General features: G+C 70.8%; 13 protein-coding genes. 7 read left to right on the top strand and 6 right to left on the bottom strand.

Annotation, left to right across the window (positions count from 1 at the left end; translation table 11 throughout):
- The first annotated feature begins 154 nt into the window (after nucleotides 1–154).
- Together CLG85_RS19155 and CLG85_RS19150 are read left to right on the top strand one after the other, a co-directional pair.
- Nucleotides 155–1,468 carry a KpsE/RkpR family capsule polysaccharide export protein gene (locus CLG85_RS19155; protein WP_260349871.1) on the top strand — a complete coding sequence of 438 codons (1,314 nt, stop codon included), beginning with the start codon at nucleotides 155–157 and terminating at the stop codon, nucleotides 1,466–1,468.
- 13 nt (nucleotides 1,469–1,481) lie between these two features.
- Nucleotides 1,482–2,144, top strand: a complete 663-nt coding sequence (locus tag CLG85_RS19150) for an ABC transporter ATP-binding protein (RefSeq protein WP_224849654.1) — start codon at nucleotides 1,482–1,484, stop codon at nucleotides 2,142–2,144.
- 36 nt (nucleotides 2,145–2,180) lie between these two features.
- On the opposite strand, the gene CLG85_RS19145 is transcribed toward CLG85_RS19150, so the two are convergent.
- A complete protein-coding gene (locus tag CLG85_RS19145) occupies nucleotides 2,181–3,125 on the bottom strand; it encodes a glycosyltransferase (RefSeq protein WP_260349870.1) in 945 nt (314 codons plus the stop codon).
- A 186-nt stretch (nucleotides 3,126–3,311) separates the two neighbouring features.
- Here CLG85_RS19145 and CLG85_RS19140 point away from each other — a divergent pair, with 186 nt between their 5' ends.
- From CLG85_RS19140 to CLG85_RS19125, 4 genes are all read left to right on the top strand, one after another.
- Nucleotides 3,312–4,559 carry a hypothetical protein gene (locus CLG85_RS19140; protein ID WP_260349869.1) on the top strand — a complete coding sequence of 416 codons (1,248 nt, stop codon included), beginning with the start codon at nucleotides 3,312–3,314 and terminating at the stop codon, nucleotides 4,557–4,559.
- On the top strand, nucleotides 4,553–6,076 hold the full coding sequence (locus CLG85_RS19135) for a DUF4214 domain-containing protein (protein ID WP_260349868.1): 1,524 nt from the start codon (nucleotides 4,553–4,555) through the stop codon (nucleotides 6,074–6,076). Before CLG85_RS19140 ends, CLG85_RS19135 begins: the two co-directional genes overlap by 7 nt.
- Before the next feature lie 183 nt (nucleotides 6,077–6,259).
- A complete protein-coding gene (locus CLG85_RS19130; protein ID WP_260349867.1) occupies nucleotides 6,260–8,317 on the top strand; it encodes a DUF4214 domain-containing protein in 2,058 nt (685 codons plus the stop codon).
- A 190-nt stretch (nucleotides 8,318–8,507) separates the two neighbouring features.
- A complete protein-coding gene (locus tag CLG85_RS19125) occupies nucleotides 8,508–9,521 on the top strand; it encodes a DUF2793 domain-containing protein (RefSeq protein WP_260349866.1) in 1,014 nt (337 codons plus the stop codon).
- A gap of 10 nt (nucleotides 9,522–9,531) precedes the next feature.
- On the opposite strand, the gene CLG85_RS19120 is transcribed toward CLG85_RS19125, so the two are convergent.
- Nucleotides 9,532–11,478, bottom strand: coding sequence for a glycosyltransferase (locus CLG85_RS19120; RefSeq protein ID WP_260349865.1), 1,947 nt, complete (start codon nucleotides 11,476–11,478; stop codon nucleotides 9,532–9,534).
- Between the two features lie 197 nt (nucleotides 11,479–11,675).
- Between CLG85_RS19120 and CLG85_RS19115 the strand changes: the two genes are divergently transcribed.
- The gene (locus CLG85_RS19115) at nucleotides 11,676–11,915 is read left to right on the top strand and encodes a hypothetical protein (RefSeq protein ID WP_260349864.1); all 240 of its coding nucleotides are present in this window, start codon (nucleotides 11,676–11,678) and stop codon (nucleotides 11,913–11,915) included.
- Between the two features lie 231 nt (nucleotides 11,916–12,146).
- Here the strand turns inward: CLG85_RS19115 and gmd are convergent, their stop codons facing one another.
- The 4 genes from gmd to CLG85_RS19095 all read right to left on the bottom strand — a co-directional run.
- Nucleotides 12,147–13,160, bottom strand: a complete 1,014-nt coding sequence (gmd, locus tag CLG85_RS19110; RefSeq protein ID WP_095884060.1) for a GDP-mannose 4,6-dehydratase — start codon at nucleotides 13,158–13,160, stop codon at nucleotides 12,147–12,149.
- 201 nt (nucleotides 13,161–13,361) lie between these two features.
- A complete protein-coding gene (locus CLG85_RS19105; protein WP_260349863.1) occupies nucleotides 13,362–13,859 on the bottom strand; it encodes a hypothetical protein in 498 nt (165 codons plus the stop codon).
- A gap of 5 nt (nucleotides 13,860–13,864) precedes the next feature.
- The gene (locus CLG85_RS19100; RefSeq protein ID WP_260349862.1) at nucleotides 13,865–14,419 is read right to left on the bottom strand and encodes a hypothetical protein; all 555 of its coding nucleotides are present in this window, start codon (nucleotides 14,417–14,419) and stop codon (nucleotides 13,865–13,867) included.
- A gap of 344 nt (nucleotides 14,420–14,763) precedes the next feature.
- The coding region (locus CLG85_RS19095; RefSeq protein ID WP_260349861.1) for a hypothetical protein at nucleotides 14,764–14,973 on the bottom strand (210 nt) is incomplete at its 5' end.

The following is a 14,973-nucleotide window of genomic DNA, read 5'->3' as shown; positions in this document are numbered from 1 at the left end:
GCGCCGGCCGGAAACCGTGGCCGGGGCAGGCGTCTGGGGGGGGCGGCGCAAAACCTTCGGTGCTCATGCGGGGGGTCTTCCGGAAACTGGTATCTTGTGCGTCTGAGGTGTATTAGCATCGCCTTGAGGTAAATGACATTCCCATGGGGCTCGTTTGACACAACCCGCCAAGGACAAGGCTGCCAAGCAGGCGCAGCCGCAGCAGGGGGGGCAGGCCAAGCCCGGTTCCGCCCAGCCCAGCAGCCCCGCCGAGCAGAAGGCCGCACCCGGATTGCCGCGCCCGGCGGTCGTGCCGGCCCCGGGCCAGCCGCGGAAACAGGGTCCGAAGGCGGTGCCCCAGGCTCCGGCCCGCCCGCCGGCGGGCGCGGCGAAGCCGCGGCGCCGGCACAAGCTGATGCTGCTGAGTTTCTTCTGCGGCGTCGTGCTGCCGGGCATTCTCACCGCGCTCTACCTGTGGCTGGTTGCGGCGGATCAATACGCCTCGAAGGTCGGCTTCACCGTGCGCCAGGAGGATGCCGCCTCGGCGGTCGATCTGCTGGGCGGGCTGACGAACCTCTCGAGCTCGAGCTCCTCGGACACCGACATCCTCTACGAGTTCATCCAGAGCCAGAAGCTGGTCTCGGACATCGACAAGAAGATCGACCTTCATGCAATCTGGTCGCCGCCGGGCTGGGATCCTGTGTTCAAGCTGCCGCAGGACGCCTCGATCGAGCAGCTGCTGGCCTATTGGGGCGACATGGTCCGCATCTCCTACAGCGCCGGGCTGATCGAGGTCGAGGTCCGCGCCTTCCGTCCCGAGGATGCGACGCTGATCTCCCAGACCCTGCTCGACGAGAGCGCGGACGTGATCAACGAGCTCAGCGCCGTGGCCCGGGCCGATGCGATCAGCTACTCGCGCGACGAGCTCGACGAGGCGGTGGAGCGGCTCAAGGTCGCGCGCGAGACGGTCACCCGCTTCCGCAACGAGACCCAGATCATCGACCCGCAGATCGACCTGCAGAGCCAGGCCGGGCTGCTCAGCAACCTGCAGGCCCAGGAAGCCGAGCAGATCATCGAGCTTGACCTCCTGCGCGAGACCTCGCAGCAGAACGATCCGCGCGTCGGCCAGGCCGAGCGTCGGCTCGACGTGATCCGTGCGCGCATTTCAGCCGAGCGCCAGAAGCTCGGCTTCGAGGGTTCGGGGGCGAACGGCCAGGTTTTTGCCGATCTGGTCGGCGACTATGAGCGGCTCTCGGTTGACCGCGAGTTCGCCGAGCGCGCCTACCTGTCGGCGCTGACCGCCTATGACAGCGCGCTGGCCGAGGCCAAGCGCAAGAGCCGCTACCTCGCCGCCTACATGAAGCCGACCAGCGCCGAGACCGCGGAATACCCGAGCCGCCTCACGCTGCTGATGGTGGTGTCGCTCTTCCTCTTCCTGCTCTGGTCGACCGCCGTGCTGCTGGCCTATTCGGTCAAGGACCGCCGCTGAGGGCGCGCCGGAGATGATCCGCTTCGAGAACGTCAGCAAGACCTTCGTCATGGAGGGCAAGCGCAAGACCATCATGGAGAATGTTTCCATGACCTTCCCCAGCGGCCGCTCGGTGGGGCTGCTGGGGCGCAATGGCGCGGGCAAGTCGACGCTGCTGAAGATGATCGCCGGCACCGAGCCGCCGACTTCGGGCAAGATCAGCTCCTCGGGCTCGATCTCCTGGCCGGTGGGCTTTGCCGGCTCCTTTCACCCCGAGCTGAGCGGCGCGCAGAACTGTCGCTTCATCGGTCGGATCTACGGCGTCGACACCGATGAGCTCATCGCCTTCGTCGAGGACTTCGCCGGGCTCGGGGTGCATTTCCACCTGCCGCTGAAGACCTATTCCTCGGGGATGAAGTCGCGCCTGGCCTTCGGCACCTCCATGGGCATCGCCTTTGACACCTACCTCGTGGACGAGATCACCGCGGTGGGCGACGCCTCCTTCAAGGCGCGCAGCGACGCGCTCTTCAAGGAGCGCATGCGCAACGCCGGAGCGGTGGTGGTGAGCCATTCCATGAGACAGATCAGCCAGCTTTGCGACGCGGTGGTGGTGCTGGAAGACGGTCATCTGACCTTCTACGACGACGTCGACCAGGGCATCCGCGACCATGAGGACAACATGAAGCGCCGCGCCTGAGGGGGTGGATTTCCCCTCGTTAGAGCCTGTTTCGCCTCAGACCCGCCCAAGCGCTGCGGCGAGGTAGAGGCTCGCCGTGGTCAGCCGGGTCTGCCGGTGCAGGCCGAGCTGGCGGAAGGTCAGCAGCCGCGACAGCCCCGGACGCGGCGGCTCCGCGCGCAGGCGGGCGATCAGCGCCCGGTTTTCCGGGGTGAGCAGCTCCGAGACCCGCTCCAGCGCCGCAAGATTGGCGCCGATCCAGCCCGCGTAGGTCCGCCCGAGCACCTGCCGCGCCCGCACCAGCCGCGCCGACAGCCCCTGGTGCGCGCCCATCGCGTTGCTGACGTGCTGGCGATAATAGAGCACCTTGGCCGGGTCGATGACGATCTCGCCGCCGGCGCCGCTCACCAGCTGGTAGAGCCACCAGTCGTGGTAGGGGATGCCTTCGGGCACGCCGGCGCGGCGCACCAGCTCGAGCGCCCCGGCGCTGAGCGTGGCGCTGTGCCCGCTTACCACGTTCTGGGTCAGCGCATTGCCGAAACAGGGCCGTCCGCGCGGCGGGCGCGAGCCGCCGATGCGGCGCAGCGCCTGGTCGGTGTGGATGCTCTGCGCGCCGTAGAGCGCCACCGGCCCGGCGTTCTTCAGCGCCGAGAGCGCCAGCGCCAGCTTGCCGGGCAGCCAGACGTCGTCCTGGTCCGAGAGCGCCACCGGCCCGGCGGGCAGCTCGGGGTGGCACAGCAGCGACAGGAAGTTGGCGGCATGGCCGCGCCGCGGCCCGGCGACGATGCGCACCTCGCGGCGAGGGCTCTCGGCGGCGCGGAAGGCCTCGAGGATCTCCCGCGTGGCATCGCTGGAGCCGTCGTCGCTGACCCAGAGGTCCCAGGCCTCATGGGTCTGCGCCAGGTACGACTCGAGCTGTTCCTGCAGGTGCGTCGCGCCGTTCCACGTGGCCAGGAGGATGGTGATCCGGGTCTGCACCGAAGGGGGCTGGGGCGCGCGCATGGTCGGTCTCTCTGCCGGGGCTCTTGCCCTAGGTCATGCCGGAGCGCGGCGGGGCGCGCAACCGCGCGCGGCAGTTCTCGACAATGCGAGACATTTTGCGCGGATTTCAGGGCACGGCGTTAACCACGTGGCGAGGGCGGCGGGGGCATAGCTGGAGGCCACGCCGGGCAGGACGCGGGACGCGAGATGGGGCAGCTCAGCCATGTGACGACGCAGTTTGCCGGGGCCGACCTGGGCCCCGCGGGCGCGGCGCAGATGATGGGGCTCTCGGCGCTGCTGGCCTGGCCTGCGGAGGAAAGTGGGGAGGGCGGCCTGCGGATCTACAGCGCCGGAACCGGGCTTCTGGGCTGGAGCGCGGACCTGGGGATCACCACGGTGCAGGGCTATGCAGGCTCTAATCCCGGGCTCTCCGCGCCGCGCCGGCTGCTGGTCGCCGAGATCGGCGGGGCGGATCTGCTGCTGGTGCCGGGCGGCGCCGGCGCGGGGATCGAGGGCTGGCGGATCGGCGCGGATGGCGCGCTCGCGGAGCGGGTCTCGCTGCGTTACGGCGATGGCGCGGCGCGGGCGCTGGCGGATCTGGTCGTGCTGCCGGGGCAGGGTGGCGGGGCGGATCTTCTGGTCAGCGCGGCGCGGCAGGGTCCGGGGATCGAGGTCTGGCAGGTCGGATCAGACGGGATCCTGCGCGTGGGGACCTCGGCCCGCGAGATCGGCGCGGTCTCGGCGCTGGCGGTGGCGGAGCTTGGCACGCAGAGCGGGGTTCTGGCGCTCTCACCCGGGGAAAACAGTCTCTATTCATGGGAAATCGCACCTTCCGGCGGGCTGAGCGATATGCGCCAGCTCCGGGTGTACGACGGGCTGTTTCTCGACACGCCGACCCGGCTCGAGCTGGTGACGCTGGCCGGGCAGAGCTACGCGCTGATCGGCGCGGGCTCGGGGCATCTGGCGGTGGTGGCGCTGGCGGCGGATGGCGGCATGCGGGTGACCGACCTTGTCGGCGATGATCTGGACACGCGCTTCGCCGGGGTCACCGCGCTGGCCAGCCTCGTGGTGGACGGGCAGCTCTACCTGGTGGCGGGCGGCAGCGACGACGGCATCAGCCTGCTGACCCTGCTGCCCGGCGGGCGGCTGCTGCACCTGGCAACGCTGGCCGATGACGCGGGCATGGCGTTGAGCGATCCCGCCGCGCTGGCGCTGGCGCGCAGCGGCAGCGGGGCAGGGACGACGCTGGAGATCTACGTGGCTGGCGGCTGGCCCGAGGGGCCGCCCGGCTCGGGCGGCGGGATCAGCCTGCTGCGTGCCGAGCTGGGGCAGATCGGCGCAAGGCTGCAGCTCGGCGCCGGGGCGGACAGCTGGCAGGGCGGCGCGGGCAACGACCAGGTCGCGGGCGGGCAGGCGACGACACGCTGCGCGGCGGCGCCGGGGACGACGTGCTGATCGACGGGCCGGGGCGGGACCGGCTGCACGGCGGCGCCGGGGCGGATGTCTTCGTGATCGACGGCGACGGGGAGCTTGACCGGATCGACGATTTCGAGCCGGGGGTGGATCGCATCGACCTCTCGGCCATGGGGCGGTTCTACACGGTGGCGGCGCTGACGATCACCCCCAGTTCGACCGGCGCGCGGATCAAGATCGGCGCGGATGTGCTGCAGGTGCGCAGCGCCGCGGGCAGCCCGCTCTCGGCGGCGGATTTCGACATCGGGGATCTGCGCGACCTGTGGCACCTGGACACCAGCCCGATCCCCGAGCCGCAGCCGGTGGAGGAGGTGCCGGACGAAGAAGAGCCCGGATCAGAGCCTGAACCGCCGGAGGAGACGCCCGGCGAACCGCCGGGAGAAACTCCGGGCGAAACGCCGACCGCCGCAGGCAGCCTGCTGCTCGGCGGGCCGGGGGACGATGTGCTGAGCGGCGCGGAGGCCGACCCCGGCTTCGATCCGGTCGCGGGATCGGTCTACCGGCTCTACCGCGCCACGCTCGACCGCGCGCCCGATGCCGCGGGCCTGTGGAACTGGAGCGCGCGGCTGCTCTCGGGCGAGCGCGACCTCGTCTCGGTGGCGGCGGGCTTTACCGGCGCGCCGGAGTTCCGCCAGGCCTATGGCGCCCCCGATGACGCCGGTTTCGTGACGCTGCTCTACCGCAACGTGCTGGACCGGGAGCCCGAGCCGCAGGGGCTGGCCAACTGGACCGCGCGGCTCGAGGCGGGGATGAGCCGCGAGCGGGTGGTCCTGGGGTTTTCCGAAAGCGCCGAGTTCATCGCCGCCAGCGCCGCCGGGGCGGCCGGGCACAGCCGCGAGGCGCTGCAGCAGGGCTGGGCGGACGATGTCTTCCGGCTCTACCAGGCGGTGCTGGACCGCGCCCCCGACCTGCCGGGCCTGCTGAACTGGAGCGCCCGGCTGGCGCAGGGACGGCCGTTTCCCGAGGTGGTCGAGGGGTTCACCGCCAGCGCCGAGTTCCGCCAGAGCTACGGCGCGCTCGACGCGGCGGGCTTCGTCGCGCAGCTCTACCGCAACGTGCTGGGCCGCGAGGGCGACGCGGCGGGGCAGGCCAACTGGACCGCCCGGCTCGAGGCGGGGATGAGCCGCGCCGAGGTGGTGCGCGGCTTTTCCCAGAGCGCCGAGTTCACCGCCCGCAGCGCCCCGGACCTGCTGGCCTTCCTGCGCGGGACCGGCGAGGACGACCTGCTCGACGGCGGCGGCGGGACCAACCTGCTGGTCGGCGGCATGCTCTCGGACCGCTTCGTCTTCCGCGCCGAGGCGCGGGGCACCCATGTGGTGGCCGATCTCGAGCGCTGGGACCTGCTGGTCTTCGAGGGCTTTGGTTTCGGCTCGGCGGCGGAGATCCGGGCGCATCTGGAGCAGGGGGAACAGGGGGTGGTGTTTTCCGCCCAAGGCAGCAGCATCACCCTGCAGGGGGTGCTTCAATCTGACATTCACGATGACATGTTGCTGTTCTAGGGCCGGCCCGCGGCAGGCCAGAGCCGGGCCAGCGCCGGTCCTCGCCAAGCCTATAGCCGATGAGGGGGGGGAGTGGGTTACTTTTGGCCGGTTAGACCTACCTGTAAGCCCCGCTTCCAGAGTTTTCAGAGTTTCAGAAGTTCGGAATTTCCCAAGCACCAGAGTAGAAACACGAAGGATATCATGTCGACCCAGACCCCCACCGCCTTCGAACAGCAGATGCTGGAATACATCAACCGCGCCCGCCTCGACCCGACGGGGGAGTTCGATGCGCTGATCTCGGATGCCGCCAGCGGCACCGGCGCGCAGGCCAACATCACCCAGGCGCTGGACTACTTCGGCGTCGACCTCGATCTCTTCAAGCAGCAGCTCGCCGCCTATGACCCGGTGGCGCCGCTGGCCTGGAACAGCGCCCTGGCCGATGCCGCCGACGACCACACCCAGCTGATGATCGACACCAAGACCCAGGCCCACCAGATCGACGACGAGCCGGTGCTGCGCGACCGGGTCGTGGCGGCGGGCTACACCGGCTGGACCCGGCTCAACGAGAACGTCTTTGCCTATGCCGAGGATCCGCTGCACAGCCACGCCGCCTTCTACATCGACTGGGGCGTGGGCACCGGCGGCATGCAGAGCCCGGCCGGGCACCGCAACGCCATCCTCTCCTCGGGGGTGACCGAGGTCGGCATCGGCGTCGCCGCCGCCTCGGGCGGCATCGGCCCCTATGCGATGACGCAGGACTTCGGCACCCGCGCCGATTACCAGGCGCAGCTCCTGGGGGTGGTGATCGACGATGCCGACGGCGATGATTTCTACGACATCGGCGAGGGGCTGGGCGGCATCACCGTCATCGCCACCGGCGCCGCGGGCACCTATACCACCACGAGCTGGGCCTCGGGCGGCTACCAGTTGGTGCTGCCGGAGGGGGTCTACGAGGTCAGCTTCTCGGGCGCGGGAATCTCCGGCGAGTTGAGCTACAGCGTCGCCATGGGAGACGAGAACCTCAAGCTCGACGCCATCGCGGGCGAGGCGGTGGCGGGCGATCTCATCTCCTCGGCGGCGCTGCTCCAGGGCACGCCGGCGGACGAGCTGCTGCAGGGCCTCGGCGAGGTCGACCAGACCCTGATCGGCGGCGGCGGGTCGGACACGCTGCTCGGCGGCGGCGGCGACGACCTGCTCTTCGGCGATCAGGCTTTCGAGGGCCCGGCCGAGGGTGACACGGTCTACCGGCTCTACCTCGCGACGCTGGACCGCGCCCCCAACCTCGAGGGTTACGGCAACTGGTCGGCGCGGCTCGAGAGCGGCGCGAAGACGCTGGAGGAGGTCGCGAGCGGCTTCACCGGCAGCGCCGAGTTCCAGAAAACCTACGGCGCGCTGGACAACGAAGGCTTCGTCACCCTGCTCTACAACAACGTGCTGGACCGCGATCCCGATGCCACCGGGCTGGCCAACTGGACCGCGCGGCTCGACGGGGGTTCCTGGAGCCGCCCCGAGGTGGTGCTCGGCTTCTCGCAGAGCGCCGAGTTCATCGCCAAGACCGCGGCGGATGCGGCGGCCTACGGCATCCACCACGCCCTGTCCGAGGGCGGCGCGGCCTCCTGGGGTGACGATGTCTTCCGGCTCTACCAGGCGACGCTGGACCGCGCACCGGATGTCACCGGCTTCGATAACTGGAGCGGCCGGCTCGCCGACGGGCGGGCCTATCTCGAGGTGGTCGACGGCTTCGTGCAGAGCGCCGAGTTCCAGAAAACCTACGGCGCGCTCGACAACGGCGCTTTCGTCGACCTGCTCTACAACAACGTGCTGGGCCGGGATGCGGATGCCACCGGGCTCGCCAACTGGACGGCGCGGCTGGACGGCGGGATGAGCCGGTCCGAGGTGGTGCAGGGCTTTGCCCAGAGCGCCGAGTTCATCGCCGGCACCGAGGCCGATTACGAGGCCTGGATGCGGGGTCAGGGCATCGATGACGTGCTCGACGGCGGCACCGGCGACGACATCCTGGTCGGCGGCGCCCATGCGGATCTCTTCCTCTTCGCCAGCGGCGGCAGCGCCACGATCGCTGATTTCGAGGCCTGGGACACGCTGCGGCTCGAGGGCTTCGGCTTTGCCGACACCGCCGCGGCGCGGGCGGCCTTCGTGCAGGACGGCGACGACCTGCTGCTGACCGCGGGCGGATCGGACCTGGTGCTGCTGGGCACCGATCTCGACCTGATGACCGGGGCGCGGCTCGAGCTGGCCTGAGGGCCTGAGCCGAAAACAGTCTCTGATCCGGGCGGTTTCGCCCGGATCGACCCTCTCTCGAGGCATCTCCAAGCGGCGCCCGGGCCGTTGCGCTTCGCGCGCGCGGCGGTGCAGGATCCGCTTAGGGGCGCTGCGCCTACCCTGCCTGCCATGAGCCTCCGCGAGGGGGCATCGCGCAGGGAGCCGCCGCATGTCCGATCTGTCCGCCAACCTCTCGCTGCCCTATCTCGCCCCGGCGCAGGCGCAGAAGCACGTCACCCACAACGAGGCGCTGCTGCGGCTCGACGCGCTGGTGCAGCTGGCGGTGCAGAGCCGCACGCTTCCCGACCCTCCCGCCGAGCCCGCGCCCGGCGCGCGCTACCTGCTGCCTGCGGCGGCGGGCGGCGCCTGGTCGGGGCAGGGCGGGGCGCTGGCCTTCTGGGACGGCACGGCCTGGCAGTTCCTCGCGCCGGGGCCGGGCTGGCTGGCCTTCGTGCTCGACGAGGCGGCGGCGCTGGTCTGGCAGGAGGGCGACTGGCAGGAGATGTCGCTGCCGAGCCGGGGCCAGATGCTCGAGCTCGGGGTGAACGCCGCGCCCGACGCGGTGAACCGGCTGGCGGTGGCCTCGGAGGCGACGCTGCTCAGCCACGCCGGAGCTGGCCACCAGCTGAAGATCAACAAGGCGGCGGCGGGCGACACCGCCAGCCTGCTCTTCCAGTCCGGCTGGTCGGGCCGTGCCGAGATGGGCTGCGCCGGGGAGGATGATTTCTCGGTGAAGGTCTCGGAGGATGGCGCGGGTTGGCGGATCGGGCTGAGCCTGTCGGCGACCACCGGCGTGGCGCATCTGCCGCAGGGCGCGCGGGTCGATGGCGCGCTCTGCGGCTCGGGCGTGCTCGGCACGGTGGCGCAGGCGGCAGGCGAGAGCACCGGGGGCACTGCTCGAGCAGGGCTCGGGGGGCGGCGGGCAGCTACCTGGCGGCTGGCGGACGGCACCCAGCTTTGCTGGCACACGCTGACCAGCAGCGCGGCGGGGGCGGTCAGCTGGAGCTACCCGGCAGGGTTTGCCGCGCCGCCCGTGGTGAGCGGCAGCTGTGCCTCGGGGGCCGCGCAGCTGCTCTCGGTCGGCACGCTGGCCTCGGGCAGCGCCGAGATCTCGGCCTGGGATCTCAGCGGCGCGCGGGTCGCCACCGCCTGCGCGGTGCTGGCGGTGGGAAGCTGGGTCTGACGCCCCGGGCTCAGCTCGCCCGCGGCGCCTGCAGCTCGGCGAGGATCTCCCGCAGCCGCCCGCCGTAGCGTCCGGCGATGGCCTCCACCGAGAAATTCTCCCGGATGTGGGAATAGGCCGCCTCGGCCTTGGCGCGGCTGGCCTCTGGGTTGTCGCGCGCGGCGCGCAGCTGGCGGGCGGCATCGGTGACCGAGGGCTCGGCCCAGAGCGAGCCCTCGCGCACGAAGATGTAGTCGCCCTGCTCGAGTGGCACCTCCTCGTAATCCACCAGCCAGGCGGTCTCGTCCGAGCAGAAGTCCATGTTGCCGGAATAGGCGGTGCAGATCACCGGCACCTTCAGCGCCATGGCCTCGATCATGCCAAAGCCCCAGCCCTCGGACTTGTGCAGCGAGATGTAGCAATCCGAACCGGCCTTGAGCTGCAGCAGGTCGCGGTAGCTCAGCGTCTCGTTCATCACCACGATGCGCGGATCGCTCTCGATGATCGCGTCGACGCGGTTCCAGAGCGCCACCTGCACCGGGTCGAACACCTTGGTGCGGTTCTGCGTCTTCACCACCAGCCGCGCCTCGGGCACCCCCTCGAAGGCTTGCTGGAAGGCTTCGAGCACCGCCACCGGGTTCTTGCGCTGCACGAAGGAGAAGCTGTCGAAGGCGACGAGGCAGACGTGGTGGCTCTCGTCGAAGCCGAAGCGTGCCTCGACGAAGCCGCGGGCGGTCTCGCGGGTGATGTCGGGGTGCTCCTCGTAGCACATGCCGACGTTGACCACCGGCTTGCCCTCGGCCCCCGGCTTGTAGATCCGCAGCCCGTACTCGGTGGAGACCCAGATCTCGTCGAGCAGCGACATGCCGAGGTAGTGGCAATAGGCCGGCATGTCGAGTTCCCAGAAGAAGTAGCCGATGTTGTAGGCGCCCGAGAAGACATCGGGCTGGTAGGAATAGGCCAGCGGCACGGATTCCGCGTTGAGGTGAAGCAGGTTGATCTTGGCCGGGCCGTAGTCCTCGATCAGCGTCTCCGAGGAGAAGCCCTCGGGTGCCGGGTTGTCGAGGTCGAAGTCGACGCCGCGCACGTCAAGCCCGGTGGCGCGCAGGATCTCGGCCGAGAGCCGCGTGGCCTGGCCGAGGCCCGAGGCCTTGGCGAGCGGGCCGATTAGCTGCACGTCGACCTCGCGGCGGGCGGGATCGGGCAGCGGCATGGCGGCGGCCTCGAAACGGTTGCCGGCCTGGTCGAAGGTCAGGAAGGCGCGGCTGCCGAGGTCGAAGTACTTGCGGCGCAGCGCCGCGGCGTAGCGGGCGCGGGGCAGGGCAATGGGATCTGCCTGTTCTTCCCCGGTGCCGTCCTCGAGGAGGGCGTTGACGAAGAGCTCGAGTTCCGAGGCGCCGCCGGAAGCGCCCGGGGCGAGCAGCGCGTCGATCTGCTCCTGCGGGATGTAGCGCAACAGGTCGGGGCGCTGCGCCGCCTGCAACAGCAGGATCAGCAGCAGGGTCTTGCGGCCCTCGGCGGTCTCGATGTCGAGGAACTTCAGTTTCGGGTTCTCGGCGTGGAAGCGCGCGGCGAACTGGCTCAGCGGGAAGGCGGCGAGCCGGCGTGCCGGGGGCACCTCGCGCAGCGCCTCGGCGACCTGCTCCGGCACCAGGCAATCCTCGAAGTAGAGCGTGGCCACGTCCTGGTGCGCCCACCAGAACAGCACGTCGAGATAGGCGTCGCGGTCGTTGAGGTTGAGCCGTCCCAGCATGTCGGGTCGGCCCATGAGCCGCCACCACATGACGCGGGTGAGCGTATTGGTCTGCCCGCCCATGGTCTGCGGCGCGTTGAGATAGGCGATCTGCTGCGCCGAGATCGGGATGCGGTGGTTCTCGCCGCTGCGGTAGGCGCTCATGTACCAGTAGAGGTAGTGGTCCTGGCATTCGAGCCCGGGCTCGACCGGGAAGCGCTCGTTCAGCCGGTAGCGGTAGCGCACGTAATCGAGATAGGCGGGCTGGCCGCTCTTCGGGATATCGGGGACCAGCCGCTCGGTGGTCAGGAGATTGCGGTGGCGGCTCAGCGCGGGGCGCGGCTCCGGCGCGGAGGGCAGGGCCTCGACCGGGGGGCGTCTCGTCCAGCAGCGCGCGCAGGGCCGCCAGCTCGCGCTTCAGCGCGAAGCGGCAGCCGGTCACCATGTCGGCGCCAGCGCCGGGCGCGGCGTCCTCGACCTCGAGCTGCAGCCGTCCCAGCTCGATCCCCTCCGGCCCCTCGATGCGCAGGCGCAGCGCGCCGCCGGCCTCGGCGATCTTCTGGTGGTGGATTTCCGACAGGCGGAACTGGAAGCCGCAGGTCGTCTCGCCGCCGGTCACGTCGCGCACGTCCTCGCGCAGCTCGTCGGCGACGCGGGCGTCGATCAGGGTGGTCCCGGCGTAGAGCCCGACCGGCACCCGGCCTTTCTTGCTGTCGTGGCGGATCACCCAGCCGCGCAGAACACCGTCATCGGAGAGCCCGTCGAGACTGCCGCGGAAGGCGCCGTGGTACTGGTGGCCATCGGGCGGCGGCGGTGGGCCCTTCAGCACCCGGCGGGCGGTGGAGCGGAGCTTGGAGAGCAGCGGGCTCATCGGGATTTCCTTGGGCAAAAGGGCAGTCGGTGGGTCAGGCGGCTCAGGCGAGCGCGTCGTAGTCGGACTTGGCCATCATCCGCGCCAGGGCGCGAATGTCGGTGCGCGCCTCCCAGCCGAGCTTCTCGCGCGCCTTGGTCGCGTCGCCGATCAGCAGGTCGACCTCGGCGGGGCGGTAGAACTTCGGGTTCACCTTCATCACCAGCTTGCCGCTCTTGCGGTCGGTGGCGGTCTCGGCTTCTCCCGCGCCTTCCCAGGCCAGATCCATGCCAAGCTCCTCGGCGGCATAGGTGAAGAAGTCGCGGATCGTCGTGGTCACCCCGGTGGCCAGCACGTAATCGTCGGCCTCGTCCTGCTGCAGCATGCGCCACATGCCCTCGACGTAGTCGCCGGCAAAGCCCCAGTCGCGCTGCGCGTCCATGTTGCCGAGCTCCACCGCCGCCTCGCCGCCGCGGGCCAGCGCCGCGAGGCCGAGGGTGATCTTGCGGGTGACGAACTCGGCGCCGCGCAGCGGGCTTTCGTGGTTGAACAGGATCCCCGAGCTGGCGTGCAGGCCGAAGCTCTCGCGGTAGTTCTTGGTGATGAAATGGCCATAGACCTTGGCCACGCCATAGGGCGAGCGCGGGTAGAAGGGCGTGGTCTCGCTTTGCGGCACCGCCTGCACGAGGCCGAACATCTCGGAGGTCGAGGCCTGGTAGAAGCGCACGTCCGGGCGCAGGCTGCGCAGCGTGTCGAGCACCCGCACCACACCCATGGCGTCGACGTCGGAGGTGTAGATCGGCAGGTCCCAGGAGGCGCCGACGAAGCTCTGCGCCGCGAGGTTGTAGAACTCGTCCATCTCGATCTTCTGCAAAGTGCGGAAGATGTTGTTCTGCTCGGTCAGGTCGAACTCGTGCAGGGTGACCTGGTCGGCGATCCCCAGCAGCTCCAGCCGGACGGTCTCGGAATGGGAGATGCGCCGCACCCCGCCGTGGACCTCGTAGCCCTTTTCGAGCAGCAGCTTCGCGAGATAGGCGCCGTCCTGTCCGGTGATGCCGGTGATGAATGCTGTCTTCATGGGGTCCTGCCTCTGAAACGTCCGTGTCCGGGCGGTATGCGCCGCCTTCTTGGTCCCTCTCCTGCGCGGGCTCCCGTGCAGGAGAGGGACAAGTCCGTAGATTTGATAGAGGCCCGGTGGGGGGGGGATCAAGCGCACAGGGCCAGCACCGTACCCCGGGGGCAAGGTGCTACATGCAAGACACGGCATGGGGGCGCGGGATCAGCCGCGCCGCAGCCGGGACAGCACCGCGTTCAGGCGCCGGCGCAGAGGCCAGCGCGGGGTGACATCGAGGAGCGCGAGGCCGAGCTGGCGCTCGTCGGGTCCGGTGCCCTCCAGCAGCGGGCTGCCGAAGAGGTCGAAGGCGAGGGTGAGCGCGGTGCTTTCCGCTCCCGGCGCGTGGCGCGGCGTCGGCAGCAGCAGGGTGACCGGCGCGGTGCTGGTGAGCACGCGCTGCAGAACCGGCTGGCCGGGGCTGAGCAGGCGCAGCGTGCCCTGCCGCTCCGGGCTGGCGCAAAAGGCCCGCAGGGTCAGGCGCAGCGGCACCGGCTCGGGAAAATGTCCGGCGGAGATCTGCAGCGTGGCGCGCGGGCTGCGGGTCCAGGCCGCGCCTGCGTCCGCGGGGTCCCCGGTGTGCCAGCCGCGGCCGAGGCGGATCCCGGTGCTCAGCTCGCGCCCCTCCATGGGCTGCTCGAAACGGCTGTTGGACGGCAGCAGCATGGCGCTCATCCCTCCGGTGTCAGGCTGAGGTCGAAGAGCCCGAGCCCGGCCAGGCCGCGCTCCTGCCCGAGGCCGAGATCCGCCGGGGTGGCCGGGGAGAGCGGCTCGATCAGCAGCACCGCGGGGGCGGCCTGCAGGTCGGCCTCCTGCAGTTCGAGCTCAAGCTCGACCGGGGTGCTGTTTTGCCAGCGCGGCTCGGCCAGCAGCCTGCCGTTGCAGGAGAACCGCGCGCCCGAGGGGGCCTCGGGGCTGGCCACCGGGCGCAGGCTCAGAACGAGGCGCTGCGCCGGGGCGCCGGGCAGGATCGGCAGGAAGAGCGCCAGGTGCGGCGCGCGCGATCCGGCGCCCCAGGCGGCACTGGCCTGCAGGCCCGGGGCGAGCAGGGCGCGCTGCGCCGCGAGGCCGAGGTCGATCTCCTGCGGCAGCAGGCCAAAGCTCCAGTCCTGCGGGTTGGGAAGGAGATAGAGCGGGTTGCAAAGCTCGGGATCGAGCAGCCGCGCGAAGCCGAGACCGAGGCCGGGGGGGTAGCTCGAGCACCAGCGGCAGCTCGCCCGCCCCATCGAGCGCGCTGGCGGGCAGGTGCAGCAGCAGCTCGCCGGGCAGGCCGGCGCCGGTGACCGGCGCGGCATAGAGGCAGCTACCGCCACAATGGACGCGCAGCTCGGCGGGTTCTCCGTCGGGTCGTGTGCCGCAAAGGCCGAGGTGCAGCAGGAGCGCCTCCTGCCCGGGGCGCAACGCGCGGTCCCCGCGCAGCCAGAGTTCGGCGCGCGGCGCGGAGGTCCGGCGCAGCCCCTCCTCCGGCGCCTGCCAGCCGGCGCCGAAGCGGATCTTCTGCTCGGTCGCCTCGCTGCCGGCCCGGGCGATCTCGCCGGCGAGCAGCGGCGGCAGGGATTGGCCACTGGGCTCAGGCGGGGGGCGCCTTTGGCGGGCTCTGCAGCGCGCGCTGGTAGGCCTCGGCGGTGGCGCGGGCGTAGCCCTCCCAGGACATGTGCCGGGCGACATGCGCGCGCAGCGCGTCGGCGCGGGCGGCGGCACCCGGGTCGGCCAGCGTGGCCGCGAGCGCGGCGCGCAGGCTCTCGGGCGCGCCGGGGTCGCAGTAGCGCGCGAGATCGCC

This window comes from Alloyangia mangrovi (assembly GCF_002300555.2).
Taxonomy (GTDB): Bacteria; Pseudomonadota; Alphaproteobacteria; order Rhodobacterales; family Rhodobacteraceae; genus Salipiger; species Salipiger mangrovi.
The sequence above is the reverse complement of the archived record's forward strand: the minus strand, read 5'-3'. Positions and strand labels throughout refer to the sequence as shown.

Bases quoted from the DNA above. Each gene is read 5' to 3' on its own strand.
- CLG85_RS19150 (WP_224849654.1), top strand. From the start codon at position 1,482: ATGATCCGCTTCGAGAACGTCAGCAAGACCTTCGTCATGGAGGGCAAG.
- CLG85_RS19145 (WP_260349870.1), bottom strand. From the start codon at position 3,125: ATGCGCGCGCCCCAGCCCCCTTCGGTGCAGACCCGGATCACCATCCTC.
- CLG85_RS19140 (WP_260349869.1), top strand. From the start codon at position 3,312: ATGGGGCAGCTCAGCCATGTGACGACGCAGTTTGCCGGGGCCGACCTG.
- CLG85_RS19130 (WP_260349867.1), top strand. From the start codon at position 6,260: ATGTCGACCCAGACCCCCACCGCCTTCGAACAGCAGATGCTGGAATAC.
- CLG85_RS19125 (WP_260349866.1), top strand. From the start codon at position 8,508: ATGTCCGATCTGTCCGCCAACCTCTCGCTGCCCTATCTCGCCCCGGCG.
- CLG85_RS19115 (WP_260349864.1), top strand. From the start codon at position 11,676: ATGTCGGCGCCAGCGCCGGGCGCGGCGTCCTCGACCTCGAGCTGCAGC.
- gmd (WP_095884060.1), bottom strand. From the start codon at position 13,160: ATGAAGACAGCATTCATCACCGGCATCACCGGACAGGACGGCGCCTAT.
- CLG85_RS19105 (WP_260349863.1), bottom strand. From the start codon at position 13,859: ATGCTGCTGCCGTCCAACAGCCGTTTCGAGCAGCCCATGGAGGGGCGC.
- CLG85_RS19100 (WP_260349862.1), bottom strand. From the start codon at position 14,419: ATGGGGCGGGCGAGCTGCCGCTGGTGCTCGAGCTACCCCCCCGGCCTC.